We start from the raw sequence: 18,593 nt of genomic DNA, 5'->3' as shown, positions 1-18,593 counted from the left end.
TTTTTTGTTTTATAGTTCATCATGTCATTACTAACATTGTTAAGCAATCTCCTAATAGCAACAGATTACTTCGTTGTGCCACCTCGTAACAGCGGCATATTTGGCTACACAAAAAAGGATGCCGTTTCTATCCCTAACGCAGGTATACCTGCCAATATCAATTAAAGCCTGCAAGTTTATGTTTCTTGCAGGCTTGTGTATAAATGTTAATTATATTTTAGCAAAAGCCTGTTTAAGGTCTGCTTTTAAATCTTCAATATCTTCAATACCAACAGATAACCTAATTAAATCTGGAGATACACCCGCACTAGCTTGTTGCGCTTCATCTAACTGTTGGTGCGTAGTACTTGACGGATGGATTATTAAAGATTTTGTATCGCCAATATTGGCTAATAATGAGAAAATTTGAGTTTCGTCTGCAATAGTTTTAGCCGCATCAAAACCACCTTTATGGCCAAAAGTAACAATACCGCTTTGCCCTTTAGGTAAGTACTTTTTAGCTAAAGCATTATACTTACTACTTTCTAAACCAGGATAGTTTACCCATGCAACTTCATCTTGGGCTTCTAACCATTTTGCTAACTCTAAGGCATTTTCACTATGTTGTTTAATTCTAACTGGTAAAGTTTCTAAACCTTGTAAAATATTAAACGCATTAGTAGGACTAATAGCACCACCAAAATCACGCAAGCCTTCTAAAATTAGTTTAAATGTGTATGATGCTGCACCAAGTGTTTCATGGTATTTTAACCCGTGGTAACCCGCTGAAGGCTCAGTAAATTCAGGGAATTTCCCGTTTGCCCAGTCAAAAGTTCCAGCATCAATAATAGCACCACCAAGTGATGTACCTTGCCCACCAATGTATTTTGTTAATGAGTGAATTACTATATTAGCACCATGCTTAATTGGGTTTAACAATGCAGGTGTAGCCACTGTGTTATCAACAATAAACGGTACACCAGCTGTTTTTGAGTGTGCAGCAATAGCTTCTAAATCTAACACATCTAATTTAGGGTTTCCTAAAGACTCAACAAAAAAGGCTCTAGTATTATCTTGCACTGCATCTTTAAAATTATCAGGGTTAGAGGCATCAACAAATGTAGTTGTAATTCCTAAACGCGGTAAAGTTACATTTAACAAATTGTAAGTACCACCATATAAACTACTTGAAGCTACAATATGATCGCCCGCTTTTAAAAGTGTTAATAAACCTGTTGAAATAGCTGCTGTACCTGATGCAAACACAACCGCACCAATACCACCTTCAACAGCAGCTAAACGCTCTTGCAAAATTTGATTTGTTGGGTTATTTAAACGTGTATAAATGAAGCCTAATTCTTGTAATGAAAACAGGTTTGCAGCGTGATCAGAGTTATTAAAAACATACGATGTTGTTTGGTAAATAGGCACTGCCCTTGTACCTCCGTTTGCTTTTACATCATGCCCTGCGTGTAATGCGTTTGTTGCTAATTTTTGATTACTCATTTTTCTAATATCTTTTTAGTTAATTATATAAATTCTCGTTTTTGTAAGAATATTCATTTTTAAAGAATATAGATGAAAAACATCTTAAAATTCTTTTGTAAACAAAAAGCCAAATATGCTTCAAAATGAAGCGTACTTAATAGAAAAATGTTATAAAGAAATATAAAACTACAGGAAGTAGTTTTGTTAAGTTATCTATCCAAACACCAATAAATGAATTGGTAGTTTAAGTAGAATTTAGCACCTTTTCCGATAAATTCGGGAGGTTGCTAAGGCTTCACAGGGTCTATTCCCTCCACCTTTCTTGATAACATTTCAATAAGTGTTTTGAACTTTGTGAATGCAAATATTCAAATAGAAAAGTGTATTTTCCAAATTTTTAACAAGAAATTTTAAAAATCAGTTTAAATTCTTTTCAAATTTACCTCTAATAATTTGTCCTATTGGTTTATTTTCAATTTTAGATTCTAACCACGAAATAATATCTAAATACAAAAATGCTCTGCTTTGGTAAGGGTCTTCTTCAAACTCTTTTAGTTTTTTGTGTAGTTTTATAAATTCATTTTTAACCTCATGCGGATAAATATCACCCAATCTTCGTAAAAACTTAATAAACTCTTTTTGTACTTCGTATAAATCTTCCATTTTTATTAAAAATTTATAGGTACTTTTTATTAGGGTGTCTAAATTATAATCTAAACCAGCTTCGTAGTGCGCTACCAAATTTAAAATACGCGAAAAACATAATAAATCTTCTCGCATTTGTAGTGATTTATTATCTATTATTTTTTCTAAATACACAATACATCCTTTATTGTTTCCGGCACCAAAATACATACTGGCAATTTTATAATAAAATACCATTATGTGGTGTTCATCAATTCTGTCTTGATAATTTTTCAACTGTTCTAAAACCTCATCAATTAAGGGTAATCCTTGGTTAAAACTACCTTCAATAAAATGAAGATTAAACCTATTTGTGTATAAGTACAAAAAGGTTAAGCCTTCAATATTATCATCAGACGGGAACCATTTTTCTTGGGTTACTGTTTCTAATTTATTTAAATACTCTTTAAATTTTTCATGCTGGCGTAGGTAAAACAATGCTTCTAATAAATAATGATTTCCGCGTAAAAAGAATACGGGATTTAGCACTATCATGTCTTTATTGTCATAAAATAAAGTAACCCATTTTGTAGCATATTTGTAGCATGATAAAAAATCTTGTGTTAAAAAACTATACCATAAATGCGCTTTGTAAAGCCATAGTTTTTCTCTAAAACCAAGATCGTTTATATCATATTCTGGTAATCTGGCATTAAAATATTCTGTAATACGTTTGGTTTCGGCATCGTTTTTAACATAGCCTGTTTTTAAAAACAACCCGTACAATTGCAGTGATAAATTAGACAATTTACTTGCTACAACATTTTGCTGGCTTAACGCTTTGGCTTGTATGGTAAGCTCATCAGCCCTATTGCTTAAACTACGTGTAATGTATTGTGATTCAATTATTTTTTCAAGCTCAACAATTTCATAAGCAATGTTTTTTTCTTCATTTGCTATGGCCATGTTTTTAGCTTTTTCTAATATTTTTAAACTTTGTTTATAAAGCCCTTTATGGTATAAAATAGTAGCAAAATCAAGCTGTTCGCGTATTTGTATGCGTGCATCTTGGTGTGATGGGTTTAACCTTAAACTTATTAGTATTTGCTTGTATAAATGCGCTTTTAGGTTTGATAGCTGCTGCTTTTTTACAATACCCTTTTTTAGTATGGCAGCCTCATCATATTTGGTTAGTTTATCTAAAATATTAAATAATAACAAAAATTTTGAGTCTTCATTCACCCCCAATCGGCCAACATAAAGTTTAAATTGTCTTTTTTCTGACTTAGATAATGATTTTACCAAAACAAACAAATTATCTTTTTGCTCTCTTGTCATAGGCTTAAAAACATAGTTAAAATACTGTAAAACAAATATTTAACCCTAAAGCTAACTGGTTAAACATCGTAAAAAAAGCAATTAAAGTTCTGTGTTTTACGAAACCAAAATATACATTCGTAAAAGAATAAGAAAATATATTTTAATAAATGTCTGATAATAAGGTACAAATTTTTGACACTACGCTAAGAGATGGCGAGCAAGTTCCTGGTTGTAAACTAAATACTGAACAAAAGTTAGTTATTGCTGAACAGCTTGATCTTTTAGGCGTTGATATTATTGAAGCTGGTTTCCCTGTTTCTAGTCCTGGTGACTTCAAATCTGTTGAAGCTATTTCAAAAATAGTTAAAAACGCAACTGTTTGTGGACTTACACGCTCAGTTGAAAACGATATAAAAGTTGCGGCAGAGGCATTAAAACTTGCTAAAAAACCAAGAATACATACTGGTATTGGTACTTCTGAATCTCATATAAAATTCAAATTTAAATCTACCCAAGAAGCTATTATTGAACGTGCAGTAAAGGCTGTAAGTTATGCAAAATCGTTTGTTGAAGATGTTGAGTTTTATGCTGAAGATGCTGGTAGAACTGATAATGAATATTTAGCACGTGTTTGTGAAGCTGTTATTAAAGCTGGTGCTACAGTTTTAAACATTCCAGATACTACAGGCTACTGTTTACCGCATGAATACGGTGCAAAAATTAAATATTTAAAAGAAAATGTAAAAGGTATTGATAAAGCCATATTATCTTGTCATTGCCACAATGATTTAGGTTTAGCAACCGCTAATTCAATTGAAGGTGTAATTAACGGCGCCAGACAAATTGAGTGTACAATTAACGGTATTGGTGAACGCGCAGGAAACACCGCTTTAGAAGAAGTAGTAATGATTTTAAGACAACACCCTTACTTAAATCTTGATACAAACATAAAATCTGAAATGCTTTACGGTTTAAGCCAATTAGTTTCAGATAGCATGGGTATTTACACACAGCCAAATAAAGCTATTGTTGGTGCCAATGCATTTGCACACAGTTCTGGCATACACCAAGACGGTGTAATTAAAAACCGTGAAACTTATGAAATTATAGACCCAAAAGATGTTGGTGTAACAGAATCTGCTATTGTATTAACAGCTAGAAGTGGTAGAGCTGCATTAGCCTACAGAGCTAAAAATGTAGGTTATGAGTTAACAAAACTTCAATTAGATGAAGTTTACACTAAATTTTTAGAATTTGCTGATAAGAAAAAAGAAATAGACGATAATGATATTCATCAAATTGTAGAGTCTAGCTCTGTTTACAAAGATATCGTTTCGGCATAAAAATAATAGGTATGAAACTAAATATAGCTGTTTTACCAGGCGATGGTATAGGACCCGAAGTTACAGCACAAGCCGTTAAGGTTTTAAAAGCTATAGCTATGGAGTTTAACCATGTATTTACTTTTAAAACAGCTATAGTTGGTGCTAGTGCCATAGAAAAAACTGGTGTACCATTACCCGAAGAAACTATTAGCACTTGTGACAAAGCAGATGCTATTTTATTTGGCGCCATTGGAAACCCAAAGTACGATGACCCATCAGTTGATGTACGCCCAGAACAAGGTCTTTTAGGCTTACGCAAAACCTTTGATTTACACACCAATATTAGGCCCGTTATTGCTTATGAAGATTTATTAAACAAATCATCATTAAAAGTAAAACAAATAAAGGGTACTAATATTTTAATTTACAGAGAACTTACCAGTGGTATTTATTTTGGAGACAAACACTACAGTGATACCGAAGCTTCTGATGTTTGCAAATATACCCGTAAAGAAATTGAGCGTATAGCGCACCAAGCATTTAAAGCAGCTCAGGGACGCAAGAAAAAATTAACATTAGTTGACAAAGCCAACGTACTTGCTAGCTCAAGGCTTTGGCGTAAAGTAGTTAAAGAAATTGCTACTGAATACCCCGATGTAACTTTAGAATGCCGTTATATTGATAATGTAGCCATGGCGCTAATTATTAACCCCAGACAGTTTGATGTTATTTTAACTGAAAATATGTTTGGCGATATTTTATCTGAAGAAGCCAGTGTAATTGTTGGTTCCATTGGTTTATTAGCTTCAGCCTCAATAGGAGACAACCATGTTATGTTTGAACCTATTCACGGTGCATACACAAAAGCTACTAATAAAGGTATTGCAAACCCAATAGCATCTATTTTATCAGCTGCCATGTTGTTAGATCATTTTGGTTTATATGACGAGGCATCTTTGGTTAGAGAAGGTGTTGATAAAGCTTTAAAACTACACATTACAACACCAGATTTGAATACAAAATATGACAATATAAGCACCACTAAAGTGGGTGATTTTATTGAAGATTTTATTCATAATCCAGACGAGACCAATCTAAACTTTACTAACATACATTTAGGACAGTCAACAATCATTTAATTATTTGAGTTAGTCGCCAAAACACAATTAAAACTACAGACGTCCGAAACAAAAAGAGCACATTAAGTGCTCTTTTTTTAATGGTTATACTTATACACTATTCAATCACCTTTTTTAAATATTTAGGTAAGTTTTATAAAATTCTCACTACAAACAAATAGTAGTATATTTAACCTATGCAAATTAATCTTTCTATTCTAAAACCTCTTAAAACACCAATTCTATTAAGTGTATTAAGCTTATTTGTGTATTTTAATTTTGCTTATAACTTACAACGTACAGAATACTTAAAACTTACCGCACTTTACACAGCGCTTTTTGCCTTTTTTTATTGGCTTGTTAGTACTTATAAAAAAAACATTACCCTTTTAACAGCTTTTACATTTTTATTTAGAGCCGTTTTTATTGTAGCTATACCTAATTTATCACAAGATTTTTACCGTTTTATTTGGGATGGCAACATGATTTTAGAAGGTTACAACCCCTACTTACACACCGTTTCTAGTTTTATAGATGCTAATAATTACCCTTTTGAAAACGCTTTAAGCCTTTATTATGGCATGGGCTATTTAAATGCTAGCCACTTTACAAACTACCCACCAGTAAACCAGTTTTGCTTTGTTTTGGCCAACCTAATACCAGGAAATAGTATTTTAAGCTCCGTAATTGGCTTACGACTTATTATAATTGCTGCTGATTTTGGATCTTTTTACTTTGGAAAAAAATTACTTAAAGCCCTTGGCTTACCCATACACAATATATTTTGGCTATTGTTAAACCCGTTTATTATTATTGAACTAACCGGAAATTTACATTTTGAAGGTGTTATGGTTTTCTTTTTAATTTGGAGTTTATATTTACTTCAAAAAGGAAATTGGATTTGGAGTGCTGTAGTTTTAGCACTATCAATAGCTACTAAATTAATACCATTACTATTTTTACCTTTATTTTTTCAATGGTTTACTACGTATCCATTAAATACTAGTAAAATATTACATCTTAAAAGTAATTTAAAACATCATGATAAACACAGCATTAATAAATCATTACTATTCAAAAATATAAAAAAACTTATTGTGTTTTATACTGTAGTAGGTATTACCACAGTTTTACTTTTTGCGCCATTTTTTTCTTTACAATTTGTTTCTAACTACACTCAAACGGTTGGGTTGTGGTTTAAAAACTTTGAGTTTAATGCTAGTATTTATTACATAGCACGCGCTGTTGGTTATACATTTAGAGGTTATAATGAAATAGCTATTATTGGCAAAGCCATACCTATTTTGGTAATTTTATTTGTATTAATTAACACCTTTTTAAAAAAACGTATTGGCCTACAACAACTTATTGTAGCCATGCTAATGGCTTTAAGTTTTTATTATTTTATATCTACCACTGTACACCCTTGGTATGTGGTTACACTTCTAGCACTATCTATTTTTACAAATTATAAATTTCCGTTAGTTTGGAGCTATATAATTATTTTAAGCTATTTAGCGTACATACAAATAGGTAATGCTAGCAAACAAGAAAACCTCATTATAATTGGTATTGAGTATTTAATTGTTTACAGCGTATTTATTTGGGAAATTTTTAACCAACCTAAGCAAGTAGCGTAAGCGAGTCTATTCTGTAAATTACAGAACTATCTAAATCATCATATATTTCAGAATAGGTTAATTTAAATGTTTGGTCTATTAGAGCTTTATCTTCTTTTAAGTTGTATTTGTATAAAGCTTTGGGATGCACTTCTTCAAAAGCCAATTCATCCCCATTATCAAACCAAAACGTAAAGTATCCGTTTTGATATGATTTAAAAACTGCGGTTTTCATGCGTTGTAAAAAGGAATCTTATAATTAATTTTCATCGTCATCAAAGTCGCCTTCTGGCGTTGGTGGTGGCGTGTCATTAGAGTCGTCATCATTATCATCATCATCGTCTCCAAAATCTTGCATTGCCTGTACCAGGCGCTTACCAACTTTTACTAAATAAACGGTATCATCTGTTTTAACTTCAACAGCTTCAATTATTTCGTTTTTAGCATTTCTGAACGATATAATGTCATCATCATCATACCCATCAGGAAACTTTTCTACAAGAAGATTTAAAATATCTTGATTCAGTTTTTGGTAATCTACAATTTTACGTATCATTTTATTTTTGGGGTTATTTGGTAAAATGGTTACTTAAACAATAGTGTTAAATTAAAAATTATTTTTAAAAACAACTAAAAAATAAATTGAAAATTATTGTTTATAACGCCGCTACAAATGAAACATGAAAAATAAAACGGTTGTATTATGTAATTGTTAACTTTAAAAAAAACCACACTGTAAATTAGTGTGGCTTTTTTTTATATCATTTTTAACATGGTAAGTTCTTCTTTTGATAGGTGTTTCCAATGCCCGCGTGGTATATCTTTTTTGGTTAAATGTGCAATAGCAACACAATCTATACTTAAAATATCATAATTAAAATGCTCAAAAATTGTACGAATTATTGTGTTACCCGTATTTTTAATTTTTAAACCAACTTCTTTTTTTGATGAGCCATCAACATAGCTAATTTCTTCAACAGAAATTAATTTATCTTGAATTTTGAAACCGTTTTGAATTTTCTTTAAATCTTCTAATTTCAAATTTTTATCTAGTTCAATATGAAATAAACGTGGCACGCCTTTTTTTGAACTTTTAAATTTGTCTTCAATATCTTTATCGTTTGTAAAGAGTAATAATCCTTTTGAGTTTCGCCCTAAACGACCAATAGGTTTAATACGAGATGATGTGGCGTTTGCTACCAAATCCATAACTGTTCTTCCTTTACCCTCACTAGTGGTGGTAGCAAATCCTTTTGGTTTATTTAAAAGCACATACGCTTTTTGCTCTGGGCTAATTCTAGAACCATCATAACGCACTTCATCAGTTGGTTTTACTTTATAACCCATTTCAGTTACCACTTTTCCATTTACGGTAACTAAACCTGTGGCAATGTGTACATCAGCTTCTCTACGTGAACAAATACCCGCATTAGCAATGTATTTATTTAACCTAATATCTGTACTATTACTATTATTTTTTACCTGTGGTTTGGGTTTTGGCGCTCTATCTTTTTCATTATCTTTTGCATTTTTACTAAATGCTTTTCTGCCTTGTGGTTTTCCTCCGCGTTGCCTATTCATACTTGAAATTTTTGACAAAGATATGCTTTAAATTGTGATTTTCGATTTTTTATCAACTGATTTATATTTGATTAGAAGCCATTAAAAAAACTGTTTCAACACCTTAAAACAGCTCTAAATTCTATTCAAAATAACACCTACATCAATTAATAAAATACTAAAAACACCTACTAATAAAATAAATTTTAAAATGTTGTGAAGTATTAAATAATGTGTTTTTGTTTGTGATTTCCAAAGTATAATTAAAAACAAAAGTAGTAATGCAATACTTAAATAAAAGAAAAGGTACATGTGCCCAATGCTGTATTTAAACAGTAGTAAATATGTTGGTATTAATGTTAAAGCCGACAATATGGTTAGCATTGCTTTTGATGCCTTTTCACCGTAAGTAATGGGTATTGTTTTATAATTTTGAGCTAAATCTCCTTTAATATTTTCTAAATCTTTTGTGAGCTCGCGCATTGAAACTATTAAAAATAAATAAGTAGCATGTACAAAAATAACGGTGTCAAAATTTTTGTAGTACATAAAAATGGCAAAAAAAGGTAATATGGTTAACACCGCCGAAGTAACATTACCAACCATTGGCATTTTTTTTAATTTATGCGAATAAAACCAAATACCAAAAATATATACCGAAAAAAATAAAACCGCATTAAACGCAACATAGCTGGCTAATATTACGGCTATAAAATTGAGCACAAAATAAAAAGACAGTTTGGTATTTTGGCTTATTAATTTATCTAGTTTAGATTTAATTGGCCTGTTGATTAAATCTTTTTCAGAATCATAAAAGTTATTAATAATATAACCTCCAGCAATTGCTGCTGCCGATGCTAATACAAGCATAAGCAAATTAACATCAAAAACCACGGTTCTTAACTGTTTTTCTGGGGCTAAAATATAAACAGATGTTAAATATTGCGCCACTACAACAACCAAAATATTGTAGCCTCTAACCACAGAAAACATACTAAAAAACTTCAACAATATGTATTTCTGTTTTCGTGAAAGCATAAAAAATGGAATATATTATCTTAAAAAACGCTAGATAATATAAAGGTATTAAAAGTTGTAAACTACTTCTAATTTATAATCGGAAAGTGCTTGTTTTGCCTTTTGAATATCTTCAGTAAAACCAAGAATATAGCCGCCGCCACCTGAACCACAAAGCTTTAAATAATAGTCATTTGTTTCTAATCCTTTTTTCCAAAGCTCATGAAATTGCACTGGAATCATAGGTTTAAAATGACTTAAAACTACTTTTGATAATTGCTTTGTATTGTTGAATAATGATTTCACATCGCCTTTCAAAAAATCTTCCACACAAGCATCGGTATGTTTTATAAATTGATTTTTAATCATTTTACGAAAACCTTCTTGCTTCATATTTTCCATAAAAATGCTAATCATTGGTGCCGTTTCTCCAATAATACCACTATCTAATAAAAATACAGCACCTTTACCATCTGCTTTTTGCGAAGGAATTCCTGTAGCTTCAATATTATCTTTTGAATTTATTAAAATAGGAATACTTAAATAACTATTTAAAGGATCTAGGCCTGATGATTTTCCGTGAAAAAAAGATTCCATTGCCGAAAAAATGGTTTTCAACTTTAAAAGCTTTTCTCTTGTTAAGTTTTCTAAAACGGTAATTTTATCATGGGCATATTTATCATAAATGGCAGCAACTAAAGCACCACTACTACCAACACCATAACCTTGCGGAATTGAAGAATCAAAATACATACCCGCATTTACATGATTTTTTAGGGCTTCAATATCAAAAGACACTAAATTAGCATCAATTGTAGCTAAATAATCTGTAAACTTTTTTAAACTTTGATTAGATTTTATAGCAGTTTCTGATGGATTTTCATCAGTTTTCAAAGCACCATTATAAAAACTATATGGTATTGATAACCCTTTGGAATCTTTAATAATTCCATACTCACCAAAGAGTAAAATTTTAGAATAAAATAATGGTCCTTTCATAATTTCCAGTCAGATTAAGGGGCGTTACCTTAATTTTTGTTTAATAAAATTACAGTATTTTTAAACAAAAACCAAGTTTTTAATCTATTTTATTGGCACCTAAGCCAATTTGGTCGCAAATATAATGTCCGTTTTGGCAATATACAACTAATTCATTATTAATGAATTCTAGCACTTCTTGTTTTTCGTTAACTGGGTATAAAAGATGCACATTGGCACCAGCATCTAGCGTAAAACATAACTTTGAGCCTGTGCTGCTTCTATAAGTCCATATTTTATTTATAATTTCTAATGTATTGGGTTTCATTAAAATAAAATACGGCATACTTGTCATCATCATTGCATGAAGCGTTAAAGCTTCACTTTCAACAATTTTTATAAACGCCTCTAAATTACCTGTTTTAAAAATTGTAATTAAAGCTGAAAGATTTTGATGCGCTTGTTTAAAACGCTGTTCAGCAAATGGGTGATTATGCATTAAACCATGACCTACTGAACTGCTAACTTGCTTTTCGCCTTTATCTACTAGCAAAATGGTGTCTTGGTAATCCTTAAAATTATCATGCACTTCAAACGGATATTTAACCCCAAATAAATTTGAGCTTTCTGAAATATCATGATGCTCACCCCAAGCCACTAAACTTCCTTCAATACTACGGCATGCGCTACCCGAGCCTAAACGTGCTAAAAAAGAGGCTTTTTGGCCAAAGTAGTTATTGCTTATTTCAGCATCACTTAACAAACGCTCTAAATCCATTAAACACAAGGCTAAAGCACTCATACCAGAAGCCGATGAAGCAATACCGGAACTGTGCGGAAATGTATTTTCGGTTTCAATTTTAAAATGAAAATCTTTTAAAAAAGGCATATAAATTTCAATACGCTTAAAAAAGGTTTCAATTTTAGGTTTAAAACTATCTTGCTTTTCGCCGCTTAAATAAACATCAAAAGAAAAGGTATTATTCGTATCTTTTTTTGAATAAGTTAAGGTTGTTTTTGTGTTACAACCACTTAGAGTAAAACTTATAGATGGATTTGCTGGAATTTGGTTTTCCTTTTTCCCCCAATATTTTACCAAGGCAATATTACTGGGTGCTTGCCAAGTTACACTACCGTTTTCTATGGTTTTGGTATAGGGTTTTGGGATGAAATTTTGTGCTGTCATAATTTTCATTGAGTAGACAAAGATAACAACTTTAACATTGTTTTATAATTTCTTGCTGTTGCGGTTACTTTTAATTTTTGTTCAAAAAAATTGTTGTTACATTTTGCCTTTCCGTAGCCAGTTTTACAGTAAAAATACACACATTTATTTGTTATACTGAATGTTTCATTAGGGCAATTAATTTGTAACACATCATTTATTAATGCATTATTGGGTTTAGCAAAAAGCAACATAAAATAGCTGTTTTCATTTTCGCTTTGCGGAAACGGACACTTGTTAAATATTGTATGCAATGTACTTGGTTGCAAAACTAAAACAGGCACTTGAAAACCAAAACAAGATTGTATACCTTTTTCAATTTCAGCCGCTAAAACCAATGTATTATTATTTGCAGATTGAAAAATTATATTACCTGTTTGAATGTACGTTTGCACATTAGCAAAACCCAACTTGCTTAACAGTGCTCTTAGTTCTGCCATAGGTACTTTGTTTTTTCCGCTAACATTAATACCGCGCAATAAAGCTATGTATGTTTTCATTTAATTACATTATATTTTTTGCTACAATGAAAGCGCTTGTCCATGCATTTTGAAAATTAAAGCCGCCTGTAACCGCATCAATATTTAAAACTTCGCCAGCAAAATATAGGTTTTTATGGTACTTACTTTCAAATGTTTTAAAATTAACTTCTTTTAAATCTACACCACCTGCAGTAACAAACTCTTCTTTAAAAGTACTTTTTCCATTAACATTAAAAATAGCTTTAGTAAGTTGTGCTGCTAAAGCCTCTAACTGATGTTTATTTAAATCTGCCCACGTGGTACCATCACCAATATTTGCTGCTAAAACCAATTGTTGCCATAAACGTTTTGGCATATCAAATTGCGAAAACTTAAATACTGTTTTTTTTGCCAATGTTTGTTTTAGGTTTTTTAAACTACTTAAACAACCATTAAAATCTTGTTGAATAAAATTAATTTCTATTTGAAATTTATAATCCATTTGGGCAAGTTCTACCGCACCAAAAGCCGAAAGTTTTAAAATTGCTGGCGCACTAAAACCAACATGTGTAACCAATAAAGGCCCGTGAGATTCTAAATTAGTATTCACTACTTTTACAGTTACGTTTTGCGCCACAACACCTGGAATATTTGTAATACGTGCATCTTTTACATTAAAGGTAAATAATGACGGAACAGGCTTTACTATAGTATGATTTAAGGTTTTTAAAATTTCCCAAATTTTTACACTACTGCCTGTTGCTACAACCAGTTTATCTGCAGTAAAAACACCTGCATTAGTATCAATACACCAAGTAGAACCTTCTTTTTTAACAGATTTTACACCACAACTATAATTAATATTTACTCCAAACTTATTAGCTTCGTTTAAAAAACAATCTATAATGGTTTGTGATGTGTTAGATTCTGGAAACATACGCCCATCATCTTCAATTTTAAGTGCAACACCTCTACTTTCAAACCATGCAATAGTATCGCCCGTCATAAATTGATGAAACGGCCCTAATAGTTCTTTTTTTCCTCTTGGGTAGTTATTTACCAATTCTTGCGGAATAAACTCAGCATGTGTTACATTACAGCGTCCGCCTCCAGAAATTTTAACTTTTTGTAAGCCTTGCTTAGCTTTTTCTAATATAGTAACATTTGCTTGCGGATGCTGTTCTGCAATGTTAATAGCGGCAAAAAAACCTGCTGCACCACCACCAATTACAATAATTTCATTCATGTTTTCGTTTATTTTGCCTATTAAATTTTAGCACTAATTTAAGTGTTATATTTTTTTTAAGCATTGCAAAATACTTATATTTTCTGCGGAAGAAAACATACTATTATGAACATTATTCACAAAACCATTATATTTTCAACATTACTGTTAAGCGCATGTAAAACAGGTAATTTAAACCTTGTAGCAAGTATAGATTCTGAACTTAAAGAAGCCTCTGCAATTGAACTTGTTAAAGGCTCAGATTTACTATGGACTATTGAAGACGCCGGAAACAAAAACAATATTTATGGCTTAGATTTAAAAGGAAATATAATTAAAGATATTGATGTTGATAATGCAAAAAATGATGATTGGGAAGATTTAACATCTGATACAATGGGTAATATTTACATTGGTGATTTTGGTAATAATAGTAAAAAGCGAAAAACATTTACCATATACAAAATAAGCAACATTGCCAATAAAACCGATGAAACCAACGCCGACATTATTGATTTTAAAATGCCAAAAGGTGTAAAATCTGAAGATTTTGAAGCCTTCTTTTTACTTAACAACGCCTTTTATATTTTTAGTAAAGACAACAAAAAAAACGTTTTACTTAAAGTACCTAATAGCATTGGTAAACACACAGCAGAACTTATTACAGAATTTAAACTTGATGACGGTAAAGACAACAAAGTAACATCGGCTGCTATAAGCCCAGATAGAAAAACTGTAGTGCTATTGAACCATGATAAACTTTGGAAATTAACAAACTTTAAAGGTGATAATTTTTTTAACGGTGATATTACTGCTCATGCCTTTAAACATAACTCGCAAAAAGAAGGTATTTGTTTTACCAACAACAATACGGTAGTTATTTCTGACGAGCAAAAAAACAGTACTGGCGGTAATATTTATACGTTTAGTTTAAATTAGAAGTTTAAGCCAAACCCAAATGAAAAACGTAAGCCTTCGGTACTATTAAAAAAGTTAAACGTACCAGATAAGCTTTCGGCTGCTGTTACCCAAAAACCGCCACCGTAATCATTATGCCATTTGTCTGAAAAATCACCTTTCAACCATACTCTACCTATATCAAACCCACCAAAAACACCAATTTGCATTGGTAAAAAACTTGTTTTAAATGAGTTGAAACTGTAGCGTAAATCTGCACTACCAACAAAGGCATTTTTTCCTGTAAAGCGTTCAGTTCTAAAACCTCTTAATCCATTATTACCTCCAATATTAGCTGCTTGGTAAAAAATTAAATCGTCTCCAACACGTATTTGTGTGCGGGCGTCGGTTTTTAAAACTAGTTTTTTATTTGTTGTTAATGCATTGTAAAACCCTAAGTTTGAGTTTAAGTAACCATATGTGTTTTTGGTTTCTTTAAACTCTGTTTTACCACCAACTTGTATCATAAAAGCCATCCCTTTTTTAGGGTTTATTTTATCATCAAAACTTTCGTAATTAAATTGAGCTTCTAAACCACCAAAAAACCTAGTTTTGTAAAATTCTTCGTTTGTTGTGGGCATAAAATCTGTGATAAAACGGTTGGGAGAATCTTCAATTTCAACACCTTCTAAAATTGCCCTAAAGCCGTAATCGCTTCCAAAGTTTCCTTTTTTCACAATACCAACTTTAACGCCATAAATACCTGTTTTAACACGGTTATAATCTAGGTCTAAATCATCATCATTATTTACGGTTTCATTTCCGTAACCAAAAAAGTTATTTGTAAAATTTGCACTTGTAAATTTGGCACCAACGTGTAAATTCCAATCGTTCATTATATTAGCAATTTCCCCATCATAATTTAATGAAAAACCACTAGTTGCAAAGTAGTAACCGCCCTTAAACTTATGTTGTTGCGAAAACGGATTACGTTGAAAACCTTTTTTGGTTCTTACGTACTGAAGCCCAAGTAAAAATCCGTCATCAGGATTAAAACCAATAGCTGGTGTAATAACACTTGTGTTAACAATATTTTTGTTGAAATTGAATAAATTAAGGTTATAAACATCAGTTAATCTAATGGTTGCACCTTTGTTTTCTTTAATTGTATTTGGTTTACTTTCATGGTCATACACTTTTATGCGCCTTCCGTTTTTAATTATGTATGTATCATTTTCTTGTCCGCCAATTAAACGTGTAAAAATTGGATTATTTGCTTTTCCTGATGTTTCAAAAACATCTTTATCATCTAAACCATAAATCCAAATTTCTTTGGTTATATCTCTATTAAACGTTCTATCAACAATAACCTCGCCTTTTTCACCATCAATAATTCTAGAAATAATTACGCGAGTTTCTTTGTTGCCGGTTCTAATAACTTCTATATAATCATCTTTATCTGTTCCTGTTAAAATAACCAACTCGTTTAAGTAATTATAATAGCGGGTTGCTATGTTTTGTAAGTTATTAAGCCTGCCTTTTAGTTTAGTTTTAATATCGGCTAAAGTTTCATCTTGTGCTGCTTTAGGCACTTTTGTAAATGCTTTGTTTATTACATCATCTGTTATGTGTTTTTGAAGAAACTCAGCCTGTTTTAACCACACCTCTTTATTTGCCTGCTGAATAAGTACACGGTCTAGCTTTATGCCCGCACTATTCATCCATTTAATATCTTTTAGCTCAGCATCATATACCTGAAGTTGTTTGGTTGAGCCTGAAATAAATTTCATAACATCTAGCAATGCACCATCAAAATTTGAAAATACTTGATCTCTATCTCTTGGTATTGGATGGTAAAATTTATCGCCATTAGACTGATCAAACTGTGCCCAACGCCATTGGTCTTGGTGCCTATCCCAATCACCAATTAGCATATCAAACAAACGCGCTCTTATAAACTCATTTTCAGCTATTTTATATTTCTCGTCTTTACGCACTTTTTCAATAATATCATGCGTGCTTTCAATATCATCAGCATAACCAAAGTTACGCTTGCCTTCGTAATTATCTTCAGGTCTTTCTTCAATCATATACAACTCACCACCGTACTCTGCGTTATATTTGCCTAAATGTTTATGCTTGGGCACAAAATACAATTTAGGGTTTGTGTGAAATATTTTAGCGGCATTTGACAAATCTGGCACCACGGTAAAAGCATACGGATGTGCTGCTGTGTAAAAATCAAAAATCAACTCTTCAATAGCTGTTTTTTCAAATTCTTCTTGTATATAATTATCTTTAAAAAGTACGGTTTGCAAATATTGTGTTGCACTTTTTCTAAGCGCACGCATATTTAATTCTCTACCATCTTTAGTTTTTAAACGCAAAGAACGTGTTTGGTGGCCACCGCCTTTTCTTACAACTTCTAAGCCACCATAAAGGGTATCTAGCGTTACAACTTTTGCTTTAATTTTGGTACTGTAAACATCACGATAATGCTCACCCCAAACAGACTCAAAAAATCCTGAAACATCAGTTTCTTCTTTTTTATAAATTGAAACTTCAACCTCTTGCGGAAATGTATCTGGCAATGTTGAAACATCAAAATTTTGGGCTACAGGAAAAATTTCTTTTTCAAAAAGTAATGTAGGCTCTCCATTTTCAGCACCATAATATTTTACCCAACTACTACCGTTTTTAAATATATTAAGTTCTACAAAACCTTGTTTACCGTATGAAAAAAGCCCATCTTTACCCAAAGCTACTGGCGATTCTTTTGCACCTGAACCAGATACTATTTGTTTTATACTACCTTTTTCAATATACTGCAGTGTGTGCTCATGCCCCGATACAAACACAACATTTTCAGCGCCTAAGGTTAAGGTTTCTAAACGGCTCATAAGCTCATGATAGCGTTCATTATAGCGGTCTTGAATTGAAACACCTCCCTGTGTACGTAACTGTGTTATAAACGAACCTATAACTGGCAATGGTATTTTTTGTTGAAATGGAAATATATGCTTTGATAGCGGGTATTTACCACCATGCGTACCATTAGTATACATTGGGTGGTGCATTGCAAACACGGTTGTTTTGTTTTGTGCTTTTTTGAGTTCGCCTTCTATTTCTTCAAAAAAACGGTCTCTAGTTTTAATTTCACATTTATCATTTATGGTTGGATGTGAATTCCAGTTTTCTAAATACCATTGTGTATCAATTATTATTAATTGAATGGTTTCACTAACATCAATACTTTCTAAAGGACAACCATTTTCAGGCTGAAATGTGTTTTTACCTAAAGCGTTTTCAATGTATTTTTCTTGACGTTTTAATCCTTTTAACCCGTTTGCATACCAATCATGATTTCCTGGTATAAAAATAGTTTCGCCTTTAAAATTACTTACAGATTTTGCTTGAGCATTTAACGCATTTTCGGCCGTTGGCCTATACTTATCTTCTTTGTTTGGTAAACCTGCAGGGTAAATATTATCGCCTAAAAACAAGGTATAATCACCTTTGGTTTTTCTACCTTCAATATGCTTATTAAAAGCAGTTAAGGCTTTAGACATTCCGTTTTGAGGAGATATACCAGCATCTCCAATTAAATAAAACGTTTTATCTATGCTTTGTGATGGTGTTTTAGGTTGGTTTTTATTTGGTGTTGCGTATTGCGGACTGTAGGTTGAACATGCACTTAAAAAAAAGCATATAACTACGGTGAAAATATATTGTGACCTGACTACCATTAACGAGGGAT

The 18,593-nt window shown here is 31.8% G+C and carries 15 protein-coding genes and 1 riboswitch; of the genes, 4 read left to right on the top strand and 11 right to left on the bottom strand.

The window, feature by feature from the left end; translation table 11 throughout:
• Positions 1-210: 210 nt before the first annotated feature.
• Entirely contained in the window at positions 211-1,485 is a 1,275-nt protein-coding gene (locus FUA26_RS09680; protein WP_147135080.1) for an O-acetylhomoserine aminocarboxypropyltransferase/cysteine synthase family protein, read from the bottom strand.
• Between the two features lie 188 nt (positions 1,486-1,673).
• Positions 1,674-1,799, bottom strand: a riboswitch (SAM riboswitch).
• Positions 1,800-1,884: 85 nt separating this feature from the next.
• Entirely contained in the window at positions 1,885-3,429 is a 1,545-nt protein-coding gene (locus tag FUA26_RS09675) for a hypothetical protein (RefSeq protein ID WP_147135078.1), read from the bottom strand.
• Between the two features lie 149 nt (positions 3,430-3,578).
• Here FUA26_RS09675 and FUA26_RS09670 point away from each other — a divergent pair, with 149 nt between their 5' ends.
• The 3 genes from FUA26_RS09670 to FUA26_RS09660 all read left to right on the top strand — a co-directional run bounded on the left by FUA26_RS09670 (position 3,579) and on the right by FUA26_RS09660 (position 7,494).
• Positions 3,579-4,754 (top strand): 2-isopropylmalate synthase, encoded by a 1,176-nt coding sequence (locus tag FUA26_RS09670; RefSeq protein WP_147135075.1) that lies wholly within the window; start codon positions 3,579-3,581, stop codon positions 4,752-4,754.
• Positions 4,755-4,765: 11 nt separating this feature from the next.
• The gene (gene leuB, locus FUA26_RS09665; protein ID WP_147135073.1) at positions 4,766-5,875 is read left to right on the top strand and encodes a 3-isopropylmalate dehydrogenase; all 1,110 of its coding nucleotides are present in this window, start codon (positions 4,766-4,768) and stop codon (positions 5,873-5,875) included.
• A gap of 176 nt (positions 5,876-6,051) precedes the next feature.
• Positions 6,052-7,494, top strand: a complete 1,443-nt coding sequence (locus FUA26_RS09660) for a mannosyltransferase (RefSeq protein WP_147135070.1) — start codon at positions 6,052-6,054, stop codon at positions 7,492-7,494.
• Here FUA26_RS09660 and FUA26_RS09655 read toward each other — a convergent pair.
• From FUA26_RS09655 to FUA26_RS09620, 8 genes are all read right to left on the bottom strand, one after another.
• Positions 7,478-7,708, bottom strand: a complete 231-nt coding sequence (locus FUA26_RS09655; protein WP_147135067.1) for a hypothetical protein — start codon at positions 7,706-7,708, stop codon at positions 7,478-7,480. The two genes, FUA26_RS09660 and FUA26_RS09655, sit on opposite strands and share 17 nt — an antisense overlap.
• Before the next feature lie 24 nt (positions 7,709-7,732).
• Positions 7,733-8,029: a hypothetical protein gene (locus FUA26_RS09650; RefSeq protein ID WP_147135065.1), complete on the bottom strand. Its 297-nt coding sequence runs from the start codon at positions 8,027-8,029 to the stop codon at positions 7,733-7,735.
• A 200-nt stretch (positions 8,030-8,229) separates the two neighbouring features.
• A complete protein-coding gene (locus tag FUA26_RS09645; RefSeq protein WP_147135062.1) occupies positions 8,230-9,054 on the bottom strand; it encodes a pseudouridine synthase in 825 nt (274 codons plus the stop codon).
• Between the two features lie 114 nt (positions 9,055-9,168).
• Positions 9,169-10,071: a geranylgeranylglycerol-phosphate geranylgeranyltransferase gene (locus FUA26_RS09640; protein WP_147135059.1), complete on the bottom strand. Its 903-nt coding sequence runs from the start codon at positions 10,069-10,071 to the stop codon at positions 9,169-9,171.
• A gap of 48 nt (positions 10,072-10,119) precedes the next feature.
• Positions 10,120-11,049 carry a mevalonate kinase family protein gene (locus FUA26_RS09635; protein WP_147135056.1) on the bottom strand — a complete coding sequence of 310 codons (930 nt, stop codon included), beginning with the start codon at positions 11,047-11,049 and terminating at the stop codon, positions 10,120-10,122.
• Between the two features lie 79 nt (positions 11,050-11,128).
• Complete coding sequence (locus FUA26_RS09630) at positions 11,129-12,214, bottom strand: diphosphomevalonate/mevalonate 3,5-bisphosphate decarboxylase family protein (protein ID WP_147135053.1); 1,086 nt, start codon at positions 12,212-12,214, stop codon at positions 11,129-11,131.
• Positions 12,215-12,219: 5 nt separating this feature from the next.
• On the bottom strand, positions 12,220-12,753 hold the full coding sequence (locus FUA26_RS09625; protein ID WP_147135050.1) for a DUF1697 domain-containing protein: 534 nt from the start codon (positions 12,751-12,753) through the stop codon (positions 12,220-12,222).
• A 4-nt stretch (positions 12,754-12,757) separates the two neighbouring features.
• A complete protein-coding gene (locus FUA26_RS09620) occupies positions 12,758-13,960 on the bottom strand; it encodes a BaiN/RdsA family NAD(P)/FAD-dependent oxidoreductase (RefSeq protein WP_147135047.1) in 1,203 nt (400 codons plus the stop codon).
• A 105-nt stretch (positions 13,961-14,065) separates the two neighbouring features.
• On the opposite strand from FUA26_RS09620, the gene FUA26_RS09615 reads away from it, so the two are divergent.
• Positions 14,066-14,878, top strand: a complete 813-nt coding sequence (locus FUA26_RS09615) for a hypothetical protein (RefSeq protein ID WP_147135044.1) — start codon at positions 14,066-14,068, stop codon at positions 14,876-14,878.
• On the opposite strand, the gene FUA26_RS09610 is transcribed toward FUA26_RS09615, so the two are convergent.
• Positions 14,875-18,582 (bottom strand): metallophosphoesterase, encoded by a 3,708-nt coding sequence (locus FUA26_RS09610; protein ID WP_147135041.1) that lies wholly within the window; start codon positions 18,580-18,582, stop codon positions 14,875-14,877. The two genes, FUA26_RS09615 and FUA26_RS09610, sit on opposite strands and share 4 nt — an antisense overlap.
• Between the last annotated feature and the right edge of the window lie 11 nt (positions 18,583-18,593).

Source organism: Seonamhaeicola algicola, assembly GCF_007997385.1.
GTDB lineage: Bacteria > Bacteroidota > Bacteroidia > Flavobacteriales > Flavobacteriaceae > Seonamhaeicola > Seonamhaeicola algicola.
Note: the sequence above shows the minus strand (reverse complement) of the source record. Positions and strands in the feature narration are given on the sequence as shown.